The sequence below is a fragment of the Bradyrhizobium sp. 63_E2_N1_3 genome, assembly GCF_052076005.1.
In the GTDB taxonomy this organism is placed as follows: Bacteria; Pseudomonadota; Alphaproteobacteria; order Rhizobiales; family Xanthobacteraceae; genus Bradyrhizobium; species Bradyrhizobium barranii.
The window spans coordinates 3,015,410-3,032,134 of the sequence record NZ_CP197235.1; the positions used below are offsets into that span (position 1 = coordinate 3,015,410).

The window sequence follows — 16,725 nt, forward strand, 5'->3', positions numbered from 1 at the left end:
CGGTCGGCCGGACCCCGGCGTTTGCACCTTCACCGACGCATTGAACCAGCCTTGCTGCTCCCATCAGCGCCGGCTTTTCCGACCGTGACAGGCACTCTTCTTCCGAAGAGCGGCGGATGCAGCTCGGCCATCGCTGTCAGAGCCCCACAAAGGCCGGCCGCGAACAGGTATATTCTCATGACTTCCCTACGCCGAAACCGAGATCTGGCTTCCACCCATGGTCCGTATAATTACGGAATCCGATACATGGCAGGTATTATGACCGAGGTGGCGCCGCGACCGCTAAAATTAAACCGAACGTATACCTCTGAAGCTAGAATGAGCATTCTGCGCCTTACGTCGAGCGTGCCTAGCTGCTCTGGAGAGTCCAATGGCCAACGCAGTCACGATCAGCAAGTCCAATAACAGCGATATCGACGGTATGCTGTCAGGCTACAAATGGTCGGGCACCATCACCTACAGCTTTCCCGACGCGCCTGGCGACTACGCGAATCCATACACGGGCGGCAACAGCGAGCCGACGACCTCAGGCTTTGCTTCAGCGCCCAGCCAGATGCAGGCCGCGATCAACTACGCGATCGGGTTGATCCTTGGCTACACCAACGCCAGCATCCAGTACGCAGGCACCAACGGCGCCGACGTCATGATCGCGCAATCGCACTCGGCCAATCCGACCTCCTATGCCTATTACCCCGGCAACTATGCATCCGGCGGCGATGTGTGGTTTGGAACACAGTATAACTATTCGCTGGCCCAGCTCGGCAACTACTATTTCACGACCGCGCTGCACGAACTCGGTCATGCACTTGGCCTCAAGCACAGTCAGGAAACTGGCGGCGTCGCTAACGTCGCAGTTCCCACGGCCCACGACGACAGCGAATATACCGTCATGAGCTATCGCAGCTATGTCGGTGCTTCGACCACGAGCGGGTATACCAACGAGGCGTATGGATATCCGCAGACCTACATGGCCAACGATATCCTCGCGCTACAAACGATGTACGGCGCGAACTACACGACCCAGAGCGGCAGCACGGTCTACAGCTGGAACCCGGCGACGGGGCAGGAGTTCATCAACGGCGTCGGACAGCTCGCGCCGGGCGGTGGCGTCGGAGGCTCGGCCAACCGTATCTACGAGACGGTGTGGGACGGCGGCGGCGTCGATACCTACGATCTGTCAAACTACACGACGAACCTGGGCATCAATCTCAATCCCGGCGCGTCGTCACTGTTCTCGTCGGTGCAACTGGCCAATCTCGGCAACGGCCATTCCGCTTCGGGCAATGTCTACAACGCCTATCTCTACAACAACGACGCGCGATCCTACATCGACAACGCCACCGGCGGGGCCGGCAACGACACGATCATCGGGAACGTCATCGCCAACGCACTGAACGGCGGCTCCGGCAACGATACGATCACTGGCGGTGGCGGCAACGACACCATTATTGGTGGCGCCGGTACCGATACGGCGGTGTATTCGGGCAATAGGGCGAACTATTCTATTTCGTTCAATGCGAGCACGCAGACGTTCACCGTCACGGATTTGCGTGGTGCCTCGCCCGATGGCGTGGATACCGACACGGGCATTGAATACCTTCAGTTTGCAGATGGCACGGTCGCCAGCTCGTCGTTGATCCCTGTCACGATAGAAGCAATGGGCACGACTGCGCTTGTCCAGTCGGGCGGCCTCTATAATCTTAACCCGGTTGGCGCCGGCACAGGGCCAACGCTGAAATATCAGGGCACGGCTTATGTAGCCGGGCAGTTTGGCAGCTGGACTCCGATCGGAGTTGAGCAGATCGGCTCCGGCTATCAGGTGGCCTGGAAGGTGATTGGCGTCGATAACTATTCAGTGTGGAGCACCGATAGCAACGGCAACTACATCTCCAACGTGATCGGTGGCGTCTCCGGCTCAAGTGCTTCGTTGGCGTCATTCGAAAGCGCTTTTCACCAAGACCTGAATGGGGACGGTATCATTGGTTCACCATCGAGAACGGTGATTGAGTCCTTCGGATCAACAGAGCTGGTCAAGGTGGGTTCTAATTTCTATTTTGGCGAGGTCGGCAGCGGCAGCGTAGGCCCGGAGTTGACATACAACGGTTCGCCATTCGTGGACGGTCAGGCGGGCGGATGGACCCCGATCGGCGTCGAGCAGACCGGCTCCGGCTATCAGGTCGCCTGGAAAGTGGGCGGCGTTGACAACTATTCGGTGTGGAGCACCGACAGCAATGGCAATTACATTTCTAACCTGATCGGCGGCGTGTCGGGCTCAAGCGCCTCGTTGGTGTCATTCGAGAGCGGTTTTCATCAGGACTTGAACGGGGACGGAGTAATTGGAGCGTCGACGGCACTGACAGCGGTGATCGAATCTTTCGGTTCCACCAAGCTGGTCCAGGTCGGCAGTAATTTCTATCTCGACAACATTAGTAGCGGCGCGGGCCCAGAACTGAAATACAACAGTTCTCCATTTGTGGCGGGCCAGGCGGGCGGTTGGAGTCCTATCGGCGTCGAGCAGATCGGCTCCGGATATCAGGTAGCGTGGAAAGTGGACGGCGCCGATAACTACTCGGTATGGAGCACCGACAGCAATGGCAACTACATTTCCAACTTGATCGGTGGTGTGTCAGGGACAAACGCTTCGTTGGTGTCCTTCGAGAGCAGTTTTCATCAGGACTTGAACGGAGACGGGGTCATTGGTGCGTCGCCAGCACCGACGGCGGGGATCGAAGCTTTCGGCTCGAACAAGCTGGCCTCCGCTAAGTTCTATTTCGGCAACCTCGGAAATGACGGCGCTGGCCCTGAACTGAAGCATGGTGGTTTGCCATTCGCGGACGGTCAGGCGGGCAACCTGATCGGTGGGGTGCTGGGCTCAAGCGCTTCGTTGGCCGCTTTAGAGAGCAATTTCCATCAAGACCTGAACGGGGACGGTGTTATTGGAGCTCTCCACGAGTCAGTCGTGAATGGGGAGCATCATTCGGGGTTCTTTTTCTAGTTGACCGGCGTTCGCGTCCTGCGTTCGTGAACCGGAACGTCTTGGCGTGGTCTCCCTAGGCAACGACAAAATCGCGGCAGCAGGGGGACTTGTGTCACGCGATCGCCATTCACCTTGCCGTCGATAGTGCGGTGTCCATCTTCTGGATCGCTTGAGCAGCAAGGATTGCGCCATTCGTTGTCAGATGACCGTAGTCCCAGGTGACCAGATCGCTGGTTGAGCCTGGAATTTTGGTGAGGCAACCTTCATTGTTGCAAAACAGCTTGATCAGGGAAATGTACCGCGTCCCATTCTCTCTGGCGACGCGTTCAATTCCGTTCTCGATGGCAAGTGTCTTGCTGAGGTCAATTTGCAAGCGGCCTGGCAACATATCCGATCTGTACTGCAGCCAAGATTGCAGCAGGCGCGAGGGAAGGCTCGGATCGAATCTCGGAGCAGGCCCAAGGACAAATATTTCGGCTACGCCGGCTGCCCTTATCTTCGCGATCGTGTCCTCAAGCATGGCTGCATACGCTGAGCCGGTCTTCCAATCGTTCGGATAATTCTGCCAGGCACCAAATAAGATGACAGTCTGGGCAGGATGTTTCCGAATTAGCTCGAAGACCGCCGCATTGCCGTCGCGACATCCCGACGACGCGGGCTCGCCAAGTCCGAGCAGGGGGGCGCAGCCATTTCTCGTGAGCTGCGAAATGCGCTCCGAACCGAAAACCTCCCGAAGACCAGGCGAAAGCCGCGCAGCATGCGAGTCTCCCCAGATCACGATCGCGTCGTTTCGCTTTGTCTTTAGGCATACCGGCAGCAGCTTGGAAGTATCCTCCTCATTTCCGAGCCAGCACCCTGGATTGTAGGCATCCGTCTTGAAATCATAGCGTTCGTAGGCGAGAGCGGCTTGCAATGCGTCGGGTAGCCGGCTGGGGATTCCATGCGCAAATGCAATTGAAAAGCCGGCCAGTCCGACAACGGCAAGCGACGCGACAGCGCCCCGCGCGAGAGGCGAAAGTCGAAGATGCTTCTTGAGCGGCACTTCGACCGCCAGGTAAGTCAGGATTGCTAGACAGATGCTCGCAACCAAACACGCCGATGCCTGCCATGGCGCGAGTGTAGTGCCATTCTTGATGTAGGCGAAAACCAGGATTGGCCAATGCCATAAGTAGAGCGGGTAGCTGATCCTGCCCAGGAAAACCATCAAGCCGCTACCCAGCGTTCGCGTCGCAAGTCTCGATGTTGCGCCGTAACGGATCGCAAGCATCGACCCGGCAACGATCGCCAACGCGAACTTGTTCGGCCAAGCCGCCTGGCCGATGCCAAAGAAGGCGACGAGCGCGATCATCGACACTCCAACGATGACAAAGATTGTAGAGTTGGCAGACTTGGCGCTTCCCGTTCTCATCACCGCCAACAAACCGCCCGCCGACAATTCCCAAGCCCGCGCAAGCGGCGAGTAGAAAGCTGCAGAGGTGTGGCCGAAATGGCTGAGACTCCAGCAGTGCAGAAGTGACAGCAGAGTAATGGCGAGAAGCATCCATTCCATTCGGAGACGGAATCTCACGCCGATCAGCATCAATACCGGCCAGACCAGATAGAACTGTTCTTCGACCCCGAGCGACCAGAGATGCAGGAGCGGCTTTGTCGATGCGGCAAGATCGAAATAGCCCGTTTCGGTCCAGAACAGCAAGTTGGGTAGGAATAAGGCTGCAGCGGCCACTTGTTTCCCGAGCGCTTCGAAAAGGCTGGGCGTCAAAAAGACCCAGCCGAAGCTCAGCGCGGTCGTGGTTACTAACAGCAATGCCGGAAACAGACGACGCGCCCTGCGCGCGTAAAAGCCCGCAAATGAAAAGTCATTTGCCAGAATGATGCCCGTGATCAAGAATCCAGAAATGACAAAGAAGATGTCAACTCCGACAAAACCGGCGGGGACAACTTCCGGAAAGGCATGAAAACCAAGGACCAGGAATACGGCGACCGCGCGTAACCCATCGATGTCGGGACGGTATATCGTCATAATCTCAACGCTGCTGCTGCCGATTCTTATAGCCCTAACATGCGTGGCGACGATAGGGACACGAAGAAGCGTGGCCAGCACTTGACTACCGGTCCTGTCGCGAGAAGCACTGGTTTCACTGGGCGGCGGTGGATATCAAATGGCACGTTTGCAATGTCGCGGACTTCACTTATAAGGCGACTTGCTTCCCCCCCAATTTGGAACTATCCATGGCGCGTACAATCAAAGGTTGCGAGGTGTGCGGCGGGTCCGAACTCAAGGATGTTCTGGATCTTGGACGCCATCCGCTGTGCGACGATCTCGTGCCGGTCGGGAATCCGGCGATTCCTGAAACATATCCGATAGATATCGTCTTCTGTCCGACCTGTAAGACGGCTCACCAGGCGTATCAGGTTCCGAAACGGACGTTGTTTCCGAGTACGTACCACTACAGAGCACGGCACACCGCAGATGTGCTGAACGGAATGCGTCAGCTGGTGGAGCGATGCGAAAAGCAGGTCGGTTCACTTAAAGGTCTGTTGGTGCTCGACGTGGGGTGCAACGACGGCAGCCTGTTGTCGATCTTCAGGGAACGAGGCGCGAGAACCGTTGGCGTCGAGCCGACCGGCGCCGCCACAGACGCGAAACAGGCCGGCCACACGGTTTATCAGGACTACTTCGCGCCTTCGCTGGCTGAAAAGATTGCGGCAAGCGGTGGTCTGCCGGACATCATCACGTTCACCAATGTTTTCGCGCATATCGAGGATCTGCGCAGCGTTCTCTCGGCCGTCGGCGCGCTAATGGGGCCGAGCACGCTGCTGGTCATCGAGAACCACTATCTCGGCTCCGTGCTCGATCGATATCAATTCGATACCTTCTATCACGAGCATCCGCGCACCTATGGTTTGACGTCCTTCCGGTACATCGCCAAATCGCTTCAGGCTCGGATCGAGGCACTGGAGTTCCCGGCACGCTATGGCGGCAACATCCGCGTCATGATGCGGCGAGGCGACGGTGAGGAGCAGGCTGCTCCCGAACTCGCCAAGGTGGGGGCCGCGGAAGGCGGCTTCGAGCAGCGCCTGCTCGACATGGCGAAGCGGATACCTGCGTGGCAGAAGAGCAAGCGCGCCGAAATCGAAGCGGCCGTTTCTCGCCATGGTCCACTCGTCGGCAAGGCCTTTCCGGGCCGCGCGGCTATCCTGGTGAAGCTGCTCGATCTCGATCAGTCCACCCTGCAAGCGGTCTACGAGAAGCCAGGCTCGATGAAGATCGGAAACTACATCCCGGGCACCCGCATCCCGATTCTTTCCGACAACGACTTCGACAAGCGCCCGAACCGGGATGTGCCGCTTCTCAATCTGGCCTGGCACATCTCCGGTGAAATTCACGGGTACATGCGCAAGCAGGGATATGACGGCCAGATCATTGACCTATTTTCGCCAGAGGAGTTTGAGCGGGCCTAGTGCTGCGCGCGACGGGAATGGCTTTGATGGCTGAGACGACGTCAGGGGTGAATGCCGAATCCGCAAATGGGGGACCTGACTCCTTGAGCAGGCCCCTCATTTCGATCATCGTTCCCGTGTTCAATGAAGAAGACAACGTCGATCGGACATATTCGGAGTTGAAGCGGGTTACGGCGGAGCTGAAGGACTATCAGTTCGAAATTCTGTTCACCGACAATCACTCCACCGACTCCACCTTCGGGAAGCTCTCCAGCATTGCCGCCCACGATCCGAGCGTGCGGATCGCCCGCTTTGCAAGGAATTTCGGTTTTCAGCAGTCGGTTCTGACCGGCTATCGGCTGGCGCGCGGAGCGGCCGCGATCCAGATCGACGCGGATCTTCAGGATCCGCCGTCGATGTTCGGTCCCTTTCTGCAGAAATGGCGCGAAGGCTTTGACGTCGTGGTCGGCGTACGCAGGAGCCGGAAAGAGACTTTGCTCCTGCGGCGCGCCAGGCGGGCCTATTACCGCTTCATGCGGCGGATTGGCGGGCCTCATCTCATTCCGGATGGCGGTGATTTCCGCCTGATTGACCGGTCCGTGATCGAACGGCTCCGTCCGATTCACGAGCCGCATATGTATCTGCGCGGTCTCATTTCCTCGCTCGCCAGGCGCCAGACCGGCATTCCCTTCGATCGCGCTGCGCGGTTACACAACGAGAGCAAGTTTCGATTTGGAAGCCTGGTGCGTCTGGCCATGGACGGCATCATCGCGCACTCGAGCCTGCCTCTGCGGGTATCGTTCTATATCGGACTGGTGATCGCGCTGGCCGCTGTCCTGCTCGCGACTTTCTATCTCGTCGTCAGGTTATTCTCCCACCAGATCGTGCCGCCGGGATTCACTACCACGCAGATCCTCATCTTGTTCGGGATAGGGTTGAACAGCCTTTTTCTCGGGGTGCTGGGTATCTATGTCGGGCGAATTTACGATCAGGTCCGGATGCGGCCGCCGACGATCATTTCCGACCTGATCAATTTCAACGAGCAGATCGACAGCGTCGAACGGAATTTGCTCCGATGAACGGCACCGGCGCCACGTCCGGCCTTTTCTCACTGGTGACGTCATCCTCCATGCGCCTGATCCTGCGCTTTGGGGTGTCGGGCGTGACGACCACGCTTGCGTATTTCGTGCTTACGAACGCGTTCGTGCTCTCACGCGTGATGACGCCGGTCCTCTCGTCGGTGAGCGCGTACGTCATATCGGTCGCCATCTCGTACCTGATGCAGAGCTGCTTCACCTTCCGGGTCGATGGCCATTCGTTTGACCAGGTTGCTCGCTTCGTGGTCATGTCCCTGGCTGGCCTTGTGGTTTCCTGGTGCGTGATGGCGCTTAGCGTCGACCTGCTGCATTGGCCCTACCTGACCGGTGCAATTGGCGTTTGCGTGATCATACCCGTGCTGAATTTCTTCCTGCTGCGCGGCTGGGTGTTTGCCGTCCGCGGCCGGCGCGAGCAGACTGTTACAACGGGAGAGTCGGAATGACCGAACAGAAGACCTCTCAGGTGACGCAGGCACAGGTCGCGACGGATTTTGACAACGTCGCCGGCGACTACGAGGACAAGATCAATTCGGCGCTGGCCTTTGCCGGCCGTGAGCACTTGTTCTACATCGACATCAAGCGCGAACACATCTTGCGGCTCGGCAGGGAGAATTTTCCCGATCTGACAGAGCTGGATGTACTAGACCTCGGTTGCGGGCTCGGCGCGTACCACCCCGGTCTGGAAGGAAAGTTCCGCGAGCTGCACGGCATCGACGTCTCGGCGCAAAGCGTCGAGCTCGCGGCAGCTCGGCATCCTTTCGTGCGCTATTCGACCTTCGACGGCGTCCGGCTGCCTTATCGCGACGGGCAATTCTCGATCGTGTTCACCGTCTGCGTCATGCATCATGTGCCACCGCCGCAATGGACCGAGTTCGTCGCGGATATGTTTCGCGTGACGAAGCCTGGCGGGCTGGTGCTCGTGTTCGAGCACAATCCCTATAACCCCGCGACGCAGTACATTGTGAAGAGTTGCGACATCGACAAGGACGCGGTGTTGTTACGGCCGGGGCAGCTGCGGCGAATGTTTGCGGACGCAGGCTTTGCCAACGTCGAAACGAAGACGATCATCTCGGTGCCGCCCGCCAATCCGTTTCTCAGCCGCCTCGACTCGTTTCTGGGGCATCTTCCGTTCGGCGCCCAATATTACCTCAGCGGCGTGAAACCGTCGTCCTAAACCAGGAGGGACGCCTCTGACCGCGATCGCTCTGCAATTGGCTGACTTCTGGCGCGCGGCGGCGTTGCCTATTCCGCTTGTGGTCGTTGGCGGCGGTCGCTGGGGCAGGACATGGCTTTCGGTCGTCGTGGCCGCGCGCGGTTCTGCGGAAGGTGTCGTTCTGGCTGCCCGCAGCCGTCCCGACGAAGTGCGGACATGGGCGGCCGCGCGCTCCGAGCTTGCAGGCCTGACGGTCGTGGCGACGGTTGCCGAGGCCATGCTTGCCGATAAGCAGCTGCAAGCGGCGATCATATCGAGCCGGCCACGCGATCACATACGCGACGGGATGGACGCGCTCGAACATGGTCTGCACGTTCTTGTCGAAAAGCCGGTCGGCGTCGATCCGGAAGCCGGACGGGCGCTGGTGGCGGCGGCTCAGCACAGGAAGCGTATTCTCGCGGTGGGCACGGAATTCGCCTACCTTCCGGCCTTTCATCAATTGTCCGTGGAATTCGCCGACGCTGACGGCGCAGATATGACGCTGATATGGGAAGACGTCGAAAACGAAGTGCGGCATGGCGCGACAAAGGCCCGGCATGAGGAGACGGGGTTGCTGTACGACTTGTTGCCTCATGCCCTTTCGATCTTCCGGGTCTTTGCCCCGAAGGCCGGTCTTAAGATTGGCGCAGCGCAGGAAAGCCCTGATGACTGTCGGGGTCTTATCGAATTCCGCGACGACCGGGGAGGGCGCCACGAATTTCGCTGTGACACCAGAGCGACAGCGCGTCGACGGCTGCTGGAGATCCGGACCAAATCCGGTCACGCGTCGGTCGACTTTAGCGGCGCCCATGGGCTGATGACGATCAACGGCCAGCCGCACGCGCTTGATCCGCGTATGTCGGTGATGGCCAGCACCTTGCGACTGGAGCTTGGAGCGTTCCTGTCTCAGGTGACGGGGGCGACGGATGCAGCGTTACTGGGGTGGGACGTCTCGGGCTTGCTTGCGGTGCAGGAGGGCCTGAAACGGGCGCTCGCAACGGCCGGCATCTGACCGGTCCACCACGGCTTGCGATTTATGGATGCGAATGTACTAAGTTCGGTGAAAGGGCCCATGCACGAGGCAATCACTGCAGAACAGCCGAATTGAGCGATCGTCCGCATTCGCCTCCGACGTTTTTGCCTTCAATTGGAAGTCGACGTGACAAAGAACCGTCCATTGCCTTGCGCTTTGTCGCGAGCTGACTTGTCGGCAGCCGGCCTGGTAGCGACTTTCGTCGGACTCCTGGGACTTTGGCCGCACCTGCAATTCGCCAGCGAGATTGGTGAATTTCGGTATTTTCACGGTGCCTATGACGAGGATACCTACGTTCTGAGCTGGTTGCTGGGAACGTTGAGGTCGACGCGTGCGCTGTCCGGCTTTGCGCTCAGCGCCATTTATCACATCTGCGGATCCTCGCTGGACGCGACGCTGGCTGCATCGGATTTTGTATTTCCATTCCTGGCGAGCTGCGCCGCCTATTTCGCCGTCAGTCAGGTCGTGTCGAGCCGCCCCGCGAGGGTGCTGGCGGCACTGCTGCTCGTTTTTGCGAATGACCTGTTTTCACTGGGCAATCTGATTCTCTGGACGTCGGGCCAGTTCAATATCTCTCGGTTTTCCCAGATCGTGGGGTTGGTTCACCCCAGGCTTGTCCCGTCCTATGAGACGAGCTTTCTCGCAATCCTCAGGACGCCGGAGCCGCAGGTCAGCTTTGTGCTCATGTTCCTGAGCCTCGGGCTTCTCGCGCGTTTCGCCGTCGTCACCGGACTCCGAGAACGGGCAGCTCTTGTGGCCGCGGTCATAACCTTGTCGCTACTTCCGATCGGGTACACGTTCGTGACGCTGCCGGTGGCGGCGATCGCCGGCGGATTCCTGCTGGTGCAGGGATGTTTCAGGCAGATGTCGGCCATCCCAATTGCAGCCGGTTTGCTCGGAGCGGCACTGGTGTCGCTCAGTGCGGTCTATTGGGATCACAATGGCGGTCAGACAACGTCGGGCATGCTCGCCGGCCTTACCTACCCGACGCGTTTGCCGATCATAACGCCTGGGGTTATAGGCAGCCTCGTCTTCAGCGCCGCCTTTGGCTTCTGGATGATCTTACGAGGATGCAGGGAGCCGCTGGCTTTTCTGACCTTGGGTTGTCTGGCCATCCCCCTGGTGTTGAGCAATCAGCAGATCGTAACCGGCGTGATGTTCAGCGCTCGGGATTGGGAGCGCACGGTCAGCTATCCGGTACTCCTGTTCGGCGTTGTCGCTGCACTTTCCGTCATCGCGCCGTCTTACACCAGGCGGCTGTCGCTTCCTGCACCGGTGCTGTGGATATGTTCGGCTCTCATTGTTCTCGTCGTCGTGCGGGCGGAGCGGACCGCGTTCTCGACCTGGCGGGCCTACAACATGGAGTCCATCGCCATCGTCCGGGCGTTGCAGGCTGTCGACGCCGATACGGCGAGCCGGGCGAGCCTGGTATTGGATGACGCGGGCATTGCGCCGATGCTGCAGGTCAGAACGAACAATCGCTACGATGTCGTTCTGACTTTTTACCGGGTTGCCATGAACTTCATTCCGAACATGGAGCCGGAGGCCAGGAGCGCCGATCCCAGCCACCACGAGAATGAGCTGTTCGAGCACTGGTTCCGGACGGACGTGAATCCCGAGACGGCAGAGCAGCTGCTGAGCGCAGAGATCCAGCAGCGGGCCGGACCAAATCTCAGCTACCTGTTCAGCTTTCGCGATGCATGGTATCCGGCGAGCGACAATCGTAGGGTGCGTCAGGCAGAGCTCGCGCAAAGTGTCGGTCCGATCATCGAACGCTATCGGGGGTATCTCTCGTCACCTGCACGATGCAATGTCTTCGAACGTCCTGCACTGCGGGTACGAAGGCGACCACCGCGCGAGATCGTGCCCGGGCCGAGAATCGACAATCAGTATATTGCGGAAGGCAGCGCCGGAGGCGCGATCGCCTACGTCTATCGTCAAAGCAGCCGCGAGCCGCAGTGCGGCGCCAGTCATCAATAGTGTATCTTGAAAGGGGCTGAACCGTTGCGCGAGCTCATTGCACGACTGGACCGCCGGCCGATCCCGGTCACGCTGCTCCTGGCGGCTCTGATGCTGTTTTTCGTTCCGGCCTTCTTTCTTTCCCTGAACAAGGCTGGCAAGCTCGAGCATTCCTGGTCCTCTTCCGCCATATGGGTGAAGAGCGCCGATTGCGCGCGAACAACGAAGGCCATCCTGGCGATTTGTCAGGGAGACCGTCTCTTGCCTATCGCGGACCTCTCGGCGGGGGATGATCCGGGACCTCCTCTGGTTCTGGGTCTCTATGCAGCCCTCAGCGGTGCAGTCGTAACCGAAACCGACGTCTCGAGAGTGAATACGATCCTCAACTATGTCGGACTTGTAAGTCTGGCGGGGCTGCTTTTTCGTCTGCGGTTGCCGTTTCTCTCGTTTCTCGTCCTGACCGTCGGGGCTGTGATCGCCAACAAGCTTCATTCGCTTGGGCCACATCCAGGCCACCTGGGTGTCGCCTGTCTGGTGGCATTGCTGCCATTGGCGATTCTCGGAATTCCATCCACCGGCCCATCGCGCACCAGCTGGTGGCTATGGATGGTCGTCGGTCTGCTTGGTCTGGCTGTCGGAATGGTTTTCCGCGAGGCGATCGGGCTTATGGGAGTTGTGGCCGCTCTTCTCGCCCTTGGCGTCAGTTATTTTTGTTCGCTCATGAAGATGCGGCATATGGGGCTGGCTCATCTCGTCGTTCTCGTCACAACCGTTCTGACGATCTTGACGCCGTACTCCATCCTTCGCGCTCGCGATGCCGTCTTCGACATCGCGCCGTCCACCCGGATGGAGCAGCACGGGGCGTGGCACAATCTGTATATCGGTCTGGGTGTCGTCGAGAACCCGTTCGGAATCGTGTGGAACGATGACGACGGTGTCCGGGCCGTCAAGGAGGTCAGCCCCGGCACGCTGTATCTGTCGGCTGAATATTATTCGATACTGAAGCGGAAGTATTTCGAGATTGTCCTTCACCATCCCATCGAAGTGATCACGATCTATCTGAAGAAGGTGATGAAGGCGCTCACCACCTACAATATGATCTACCTTCTCATCGTCGTTTCAGGCGTTTTCGCCTGGGCGCGGCTTTCACTTGTGCGCTACTCTGCAGGCTGGTCTTCCTACGATGCGGTATTCAGCGTGAGTGCCGTGTTTGTTGTCACTTTTCTCGGGCAGGCGGCTCTTTTTCATTACACCGAACTCTATCTTTTTCCGGTAAAGATTTTTCTTGTCTTGCTGTTTGGCGTCATGGTTGAGATTCTTCTCACCCTGGCAAGAGCCGGCAGGTTCGAGCCGGCCAGCCGGCGAGCCTAGACTGCTACGAAGGTTCGTCCCGCTTCAACGATTTCGCCATGGCGAATCGAGCTTGGGCGCGACCGGGCCTCAAGGTTCGGCAGGACCGCCGAACAGCGTTCGCGGGGTCAAGTACCAGAGCAGGAACAGAAGCCAGAGGCCGTGGGTCAGTATCAGCGTCGAGAATGGGACGTTTGTGATGACCTGTGGCACGATGGCCGCGGATATGAGGATGAAGCGTTCCGACAGGCCTGCCGATAGCCGGTTGCCGAAACCAATGACCAGCCCGCAGGCGAATGTCACCAGGGGAGCTGCCCAAAGGCCGACGGATGCGATGCCCTCCGTGGCGAACAAGGAAGCATTGAGGAAACCCAGCGGGTAGGTGCTGTTCATCTCGACGGAGATTTGCTGTTTCAGTGCACAGCTAACGAAGGGCTTCAGGAGCCAGATCTGACAAAAGTGGGTCAGCTCGTGCTGGGCGAAGTACTCGTTGTAGACATCCATTGCTACCGACGGAACACTCAGCATTCTGGCATTGACGATGCCGAAATAGCGCCTCATCGGCTCGCCGATTGTGATGATGAGAAGCACGCCGGCAAGAACCGGCAGAAACAGGGACAGGATCGTTGCGATCCGTCCGAGGAATATCGAAAGCAGCGTCATGCAAAGCAGCCAAGCCGGCGTGAACAGCGCAATCTTGGTGAACGTGCTCGGATAAAATGAGATCGCGATGGCGAGCATCGCCGCTGCCATCCAGTATCGATGCCGCAGGGCGAAGCACGCATAGGCGAACGGGATCAGTACGGTCATGGTCGATGCGATGGCGTAGTTCAGCGCAGTCGGAAACTGCAGCTCGGCGCGATATTGGTAGATGTCGTTGATCGCGACGACGCGGAAGCCGTATGTGGCCGCTGCTATCGACGTTGCGAGACAGAACGCGGCGACGACGTAGAGGATGCGTTCGAAGCTTTGCTCCGAGATCTCGAAAGGGCGGCCGATCCGGGGGGTGATGAGAAGGGCAGGCAGCAGGAAGGTCAGGCAAGACAAGCCCGCGGAGATACCTGCGGCGACATGGTCGTACTGAAGCTTCGAGAACGAGTTCAGCCAAAGAAAGCCGGCCACCATGGTGAACAGGTAGAATCCGCAGAGATAACCGAAGCTGAAGCGGGTAAAAACGAAGAGCGGAGCAATGAGGCAGAAGATCGCGGTCGCCGCTATCGCGTTTGTAAGTCCCGCCGGGTCGTACATCACATATTCCGATCGATAGAACGGAAATGATATGCGAAGTGAGGCGGCGCAGATTACGATATGAAGACAGATCAGAAGCCCGAGCAGCAGCGGACGCTTTTGGTCTCGATCGAACAGGCCGGCAAGCCCGCGATGCACTGAATTGACGGACTCGGCCATTACTCCCGATCTCACTTCAACAACCCCAGAGCAACGTATCCTGACAGCTAGGGAAGTTCAACGCGTGCGGCGGTTGAGGTGGTTTGCTGAAGACCTCGTCAACAGCCGCGCAAAGTTGCCGGGCTCCGTCGGGATCACGGTCAGGATCTGCCGAACAGCACGGCCTGGTGCACTGGCATCGACGTGCGTCACGATATCCAGGCAATGGCGGGGCAGCTCAATTGCCTGGCGTCCGGCTGTTCGCACGATGGCTTGATGTGTCGTTTCGCCAGTACCAGCGATGGCGCGAGACAGTGCGTCTCGGCGACCAAGGGGGACGGTAAGCACGTGGACCGTATTCGTGGCGCTTTAGCGGGGGTGGGCGGGGTCTTCGGAGTCCCGGTAAAATGACGGGAACTGAATGGCTTGGGCCTGCGGCGCGCGAACCTTGCGGGAGGCTCCTGGGCGCTGGTCTTGACGCTCTATTGCTAGTATAGCCTGACCCAGATGTCCAACCCGTCCGCGAAACTAATGTGTCCTGACCTTTCCACAAGACCCAAGCTGATCGTCATGAGCTTCCATCCCGTGACGAGATCGTTTGCCGATCGAATCACGGAGGTCTGCGGACCGGTGGACAGCTACTATGACGCGGCGAACCTGCGCAAATTGTCGCCCGTCGCGGCGCTTCGGCAGTTGCGCAGTCTCCGTGCCGATAAGCTGGTCATCGCGCTGGAAAGCGAGGTTTCCACGGCGCTGATTGCACCGCTCTCGATCGCGGCTGCATTGACCCGGGTCGGCTCACTTGCGGTTGTCTGGCCCGATTTGCGGGTCGAGGCTCTCGGGCGGCTTGGCGGGCTGCAGAACTTGCTGCAGCTCGGCGTCGATACCCTATCGTCCCGCCGTGCTCTTGTCCGCCGTTTGCGCGAGGGAGAGGCGATGAGACGGTTGCCGATGCCCCGTCGGGTCCCACCCAGCGGCGGCGCGCGCATTCTCTATCTCGATGCCAACATCTCGCTTGGCGCGGCCGTCGGCGGCTCGGTCGGTCACACGGCGGGCGTCATCGGGGGATTTCTCGACAACGCCTTCGAGGTGGACTACGCAAGTCTCAAGTCGCTGCCCACGGATCGCGCAGGCGCGCGCTGGCTGAAGTTGCAACCCGATGGGCTGCTTGCAATGCCGGCAGAGCTGAATTTCTATCCGTATGCGGAGGCGATCGAGAAAAGAATCGTTCCGCTGCACAGCTCCAATCCATGGTCGTTCATCTATCAACGATTTTCTCTGCACGATTTCACCGGGCCTCATCTGGGGCGCCGCTTGAACCTGCCGGTCGTCGTCGAATTCAACGGATCCGAGGCCTGGGCGTCCGCGAATTGGGGAACGCGGCTCCGCCTGCACGGGGCCGCAGAGAAAGCAGAAGCAGTCGCGCTGGAGGCTGCGGATTTGATCGTCACCGTTTCGGACGAGTTGGGGGATGAGCTGAAGCGGAGAGGAATTCCCGATAGCCGGATTCTCGTCTATCCCAACTGTGTCGATCCGGCCGCTTTTGATTCCACGAGATTCTCGACGGACGATCTCGCCGATCTGAAGCGGCAGCATGGCATCCCGAAAGATGCGCTGGTCGCCGGGTTCATCGGAACATTCGGGCAGTGGCATGGCATCGAGTTTCTCGCCGAATGCATTAGTGACCTCGCGCGCAACGACGCCGCCTGGCTCGAGCGGAGCAAGTTGCATTTCATGCTGGTGGGCGACGGTCTGAAGATGCCCGAGGTGCGTCGGCTGGTCGGACCACCCGAGATCGCGCGCTTTGTCACGCTGACGGGCCTGGTGGCGCAATCGGAAGCCCCCAGATATCTGGCCTGCGCGGACCTGCTGCTCTCGCCTCACGTGCCGAACGCGGACGGCTCCGGATTTTTTGGATCGCCGACCAAATTGTTCGAGTATATGGCGATGGAGAAGCCGATCGTCGCATCGGCGCTCGGCCAGATCGAGGATGTCATCGCCGGACGCGGTGCCACGCGGCTGGGGGCGTTGCCGCCGGGGGCGGGAGCACCTTGCGGATTCCTTTACGAGCCGGGCAATGCGCAGGCCTTCAAGGACACGTTGCGGCGGGTCGTGGACGACATGCCAGCGGCCGCCGGGGTGGCGAAGGCTGCCCGCGCCGAGGTCCTGAATCGCTATACCTGGAAGCGGCATGTCGATGCTATTCTCGCCGCGATGGCCCGTAACGGGTTGCTCGTGCGCCGGCCGGATCGCGACGCGGCATGATCTCGTCTCCGAACCAAGGGGATTG

Annotated in this window: 11 protein-coding genes; 9 read left to right on the top strand and 2 right to left on the bottom strand. The window is 59.3% G+C overall.

The genetic code is table 11. The features are described from left to right. The first annotated feature begins 370 nt into the window (after positions 1 to 370). Positions 371 to 2,995 (top strand): M10 family metallopeptidase C-terminal domain-containing protein, encoded by a 2,625-nt coding sequence (locus AB7531_RS14000; RefSeq protein ID WP_436855458.1) that lies wholly within the window; start codon positions 371 to 373, stop codon positions 2,993 to 2,995. Positions 2,996 to 3,104: 109 nt separating this feature from the next. On the opposite strand, the gene AB7531_RS14005 is transcribed toward AB7531_RS14000, so the two are convergent. Further along, a complete protein-coding gene (locus AB7531_RS14005) occupies positions 3,105 to 5,078 on the bottom strand; it encodes an acyltransferase family protein (protein ID WP_063982149.1) in 1,974 nt (657 codons plus the stop codon). 128 nt (positions 5,079 to 5,206) lie between these two features. Here AB7531_RS14005 and AB7531_RS14010 point away from each other — a divergent pair, with 128 nt between their 5' ends. The 7 genes from AB7531_RS14010 to AB7531_RS14040 all read left to right on the top strand — a co-directional run bounded on the left by AB7531_RS14010 (position 5,207) and on the right by AB7531_RS14040 (position 13,070). Continuing rightward, positions 5,207 to 6,439 carry a class I SAM-dependent methyltransferase gene (locus AB7531_RS14010; RefSeq protein ID WP_063982150.1) on the top strand — a complete coding sequence of 411 codons (1,233 nt, stop codon included), beginning with the start codon at positions 5,207 to 5,209 and terminating at the stop codon, positions 6,437 to 6,439. Then, the gene (locus tag AB7531_RS14015) at positions 6,439 to 7,497 is read left to right on the top strand and encodes a glycosyltransferase family 2 protein (protein WP_199877127.1); all 1,059 of its coding nucleotides are present in this window, start codon (positions 6,439 to 6,441) and stop codon (positions 7,495 to 7,497) included. The genes AB7531_RS14010 and AB7531_RS14015 overlap by 1 nt, the downstream gene beginning before the upstream one ends. Further along, complete coding sequence (locus AB7531_RS14020) at positions 7,494 to 7,958, top strand: GtrA family protein (RefSeq protein ID WP_063982152.1); 465 nt, start codon at positions 7,494 to 7,496, stop codon at positions 7,956 to 7,958. The genes AB7531_RS14015 and AB7531_RS14020 overlap by 4 nt, the downstream gene beginning before the upstream one ends. Beyond that, positions 7,955 to 8,689, top strand: coding sequence for a class I SAM-dependent methyltransferase (locus tag AB7531_RS14025; RefSeq protein WP_063982153.1), 735 nt, complete (start codon positions 7,955 to 7,957; stop codon positions 8,687 to 8,689). The genes AB7531_RS14020 and AB7531_RS14025 overlap by 4 nt, the downstream gene beginning before the upstream one ends. 37 nt (positions 8,690 to 8,726) lie before the next feature. Then, the gene (locus AB7531_RS14030) at positions 8,727 to 9,719 is read left to right on the top strand and encodes a Gfo/Idh/MocA family protein (RefSeq protein WP_063982154.1); all 993 of its coding nucleotides are present in this window, start codon (positions 8,727 to 8,729) and stop codon (positions 9,717 to 9,719) included. Between the two features lie 192 nt (positions 9,720 to 9,911). Beyond that, on the top strand, positions 9,912 to 11,720 hold the full coding sequence (locus AB7531_RS14035) for a hypothetical protein (RefSeq protein WP_063982155.1): 1,809 nt from the start codon (positions 9,912 to 9,914) through the stop codon (positions 11,718 to 11,720). Positions 11,721 to 11,744: 24 nt separating this feature from the next. Then, the gene (locus AB7531_RS14040) at positions 11,745 to 13,070 is read left to right on the top strand and encodes a hypothetical protein (protein WP_436855455.1); all 1,326 of its coding nucleotides are present in this window, start codon (positions 11,745 to 11,747) and stop codon (positions 13,068 to 13,070) included. Positions 13,071 to 13,139: 69 nt separating this feature from the next. Here AB7531_RS14040 and AB7531_RS14045 read toward each other — a convergent pair whose 3' ends face one another. Continuing rightward, positions 13,140 to 14,456, bottom strand: coding sequence for a hypothetical protein (locus tag AB7531_RS14045; RefSeq protein WP_084795054.1), 1,317 nt, complete (start codon positions 14,454 to 14,456; stop codon positions 13,140 to 13,142). A 549-nt stretch (positions 14,457 to 15,005) separates the two neighbouring features. Between AB7531_RS14045 and AB7531_RS14050 the strand changes: the two genes are divergently transcribed. Further along, entirely contained in the window at positions 15,006 to 16,700 is a 1,695-nt protein-coding gene (locus tag AB7531_RS14050; protein ID WP_063982157.1) for a glycosyltransferase, read from the top strand. The last annotated feature ends 25 nt before the right edge of the window (positions 16,701 to 16,725 follow it).

Coding starts and splice junctions, on each gene's coding strand:
- AB7531_RS14050 (WP_063982157.1), top strand. CDS start 15,006: ATGAGCTTCCATCCCGTGACGAGATCGTTTGCCGATCGAATCACGGAG.
- AB7531_RS14020 (WP_063982152.1), top strand. CDS start 7,494: ATGAACGGCACCGGCGCCACGTCCGGCCTTTTCTCACTGGTGACGTCA.
- AB7531_RS14010 (WP_063982150.1), top strand. CDS start 5,207: ATGGCGCGTACAATCAAAGGTTGCGAGGTGTGCGGCGGGTCCGAACTC.
- AB7531_RS14000 (WP_436855458.1), top strand. CDS start 371: ATGGCCAACGCAGTCACGATCAGCAAGTCCAATAACAGCGATATCGAC.
- AB7531_RS14025 (WP_063982153.1), top strand. CDS start 7,955: ATGACCGAACAGAAGACCTCTCAGGTGACGCAGGCACAGGTCGCGACG.
- AB7531_RS14045 (WP_084795054.1), bottom strand. CDS start 14,456: ATGGCCGAGTCCGTCAATTCAGTGCATCGCGGGCTTGCCGGCCTGTTC.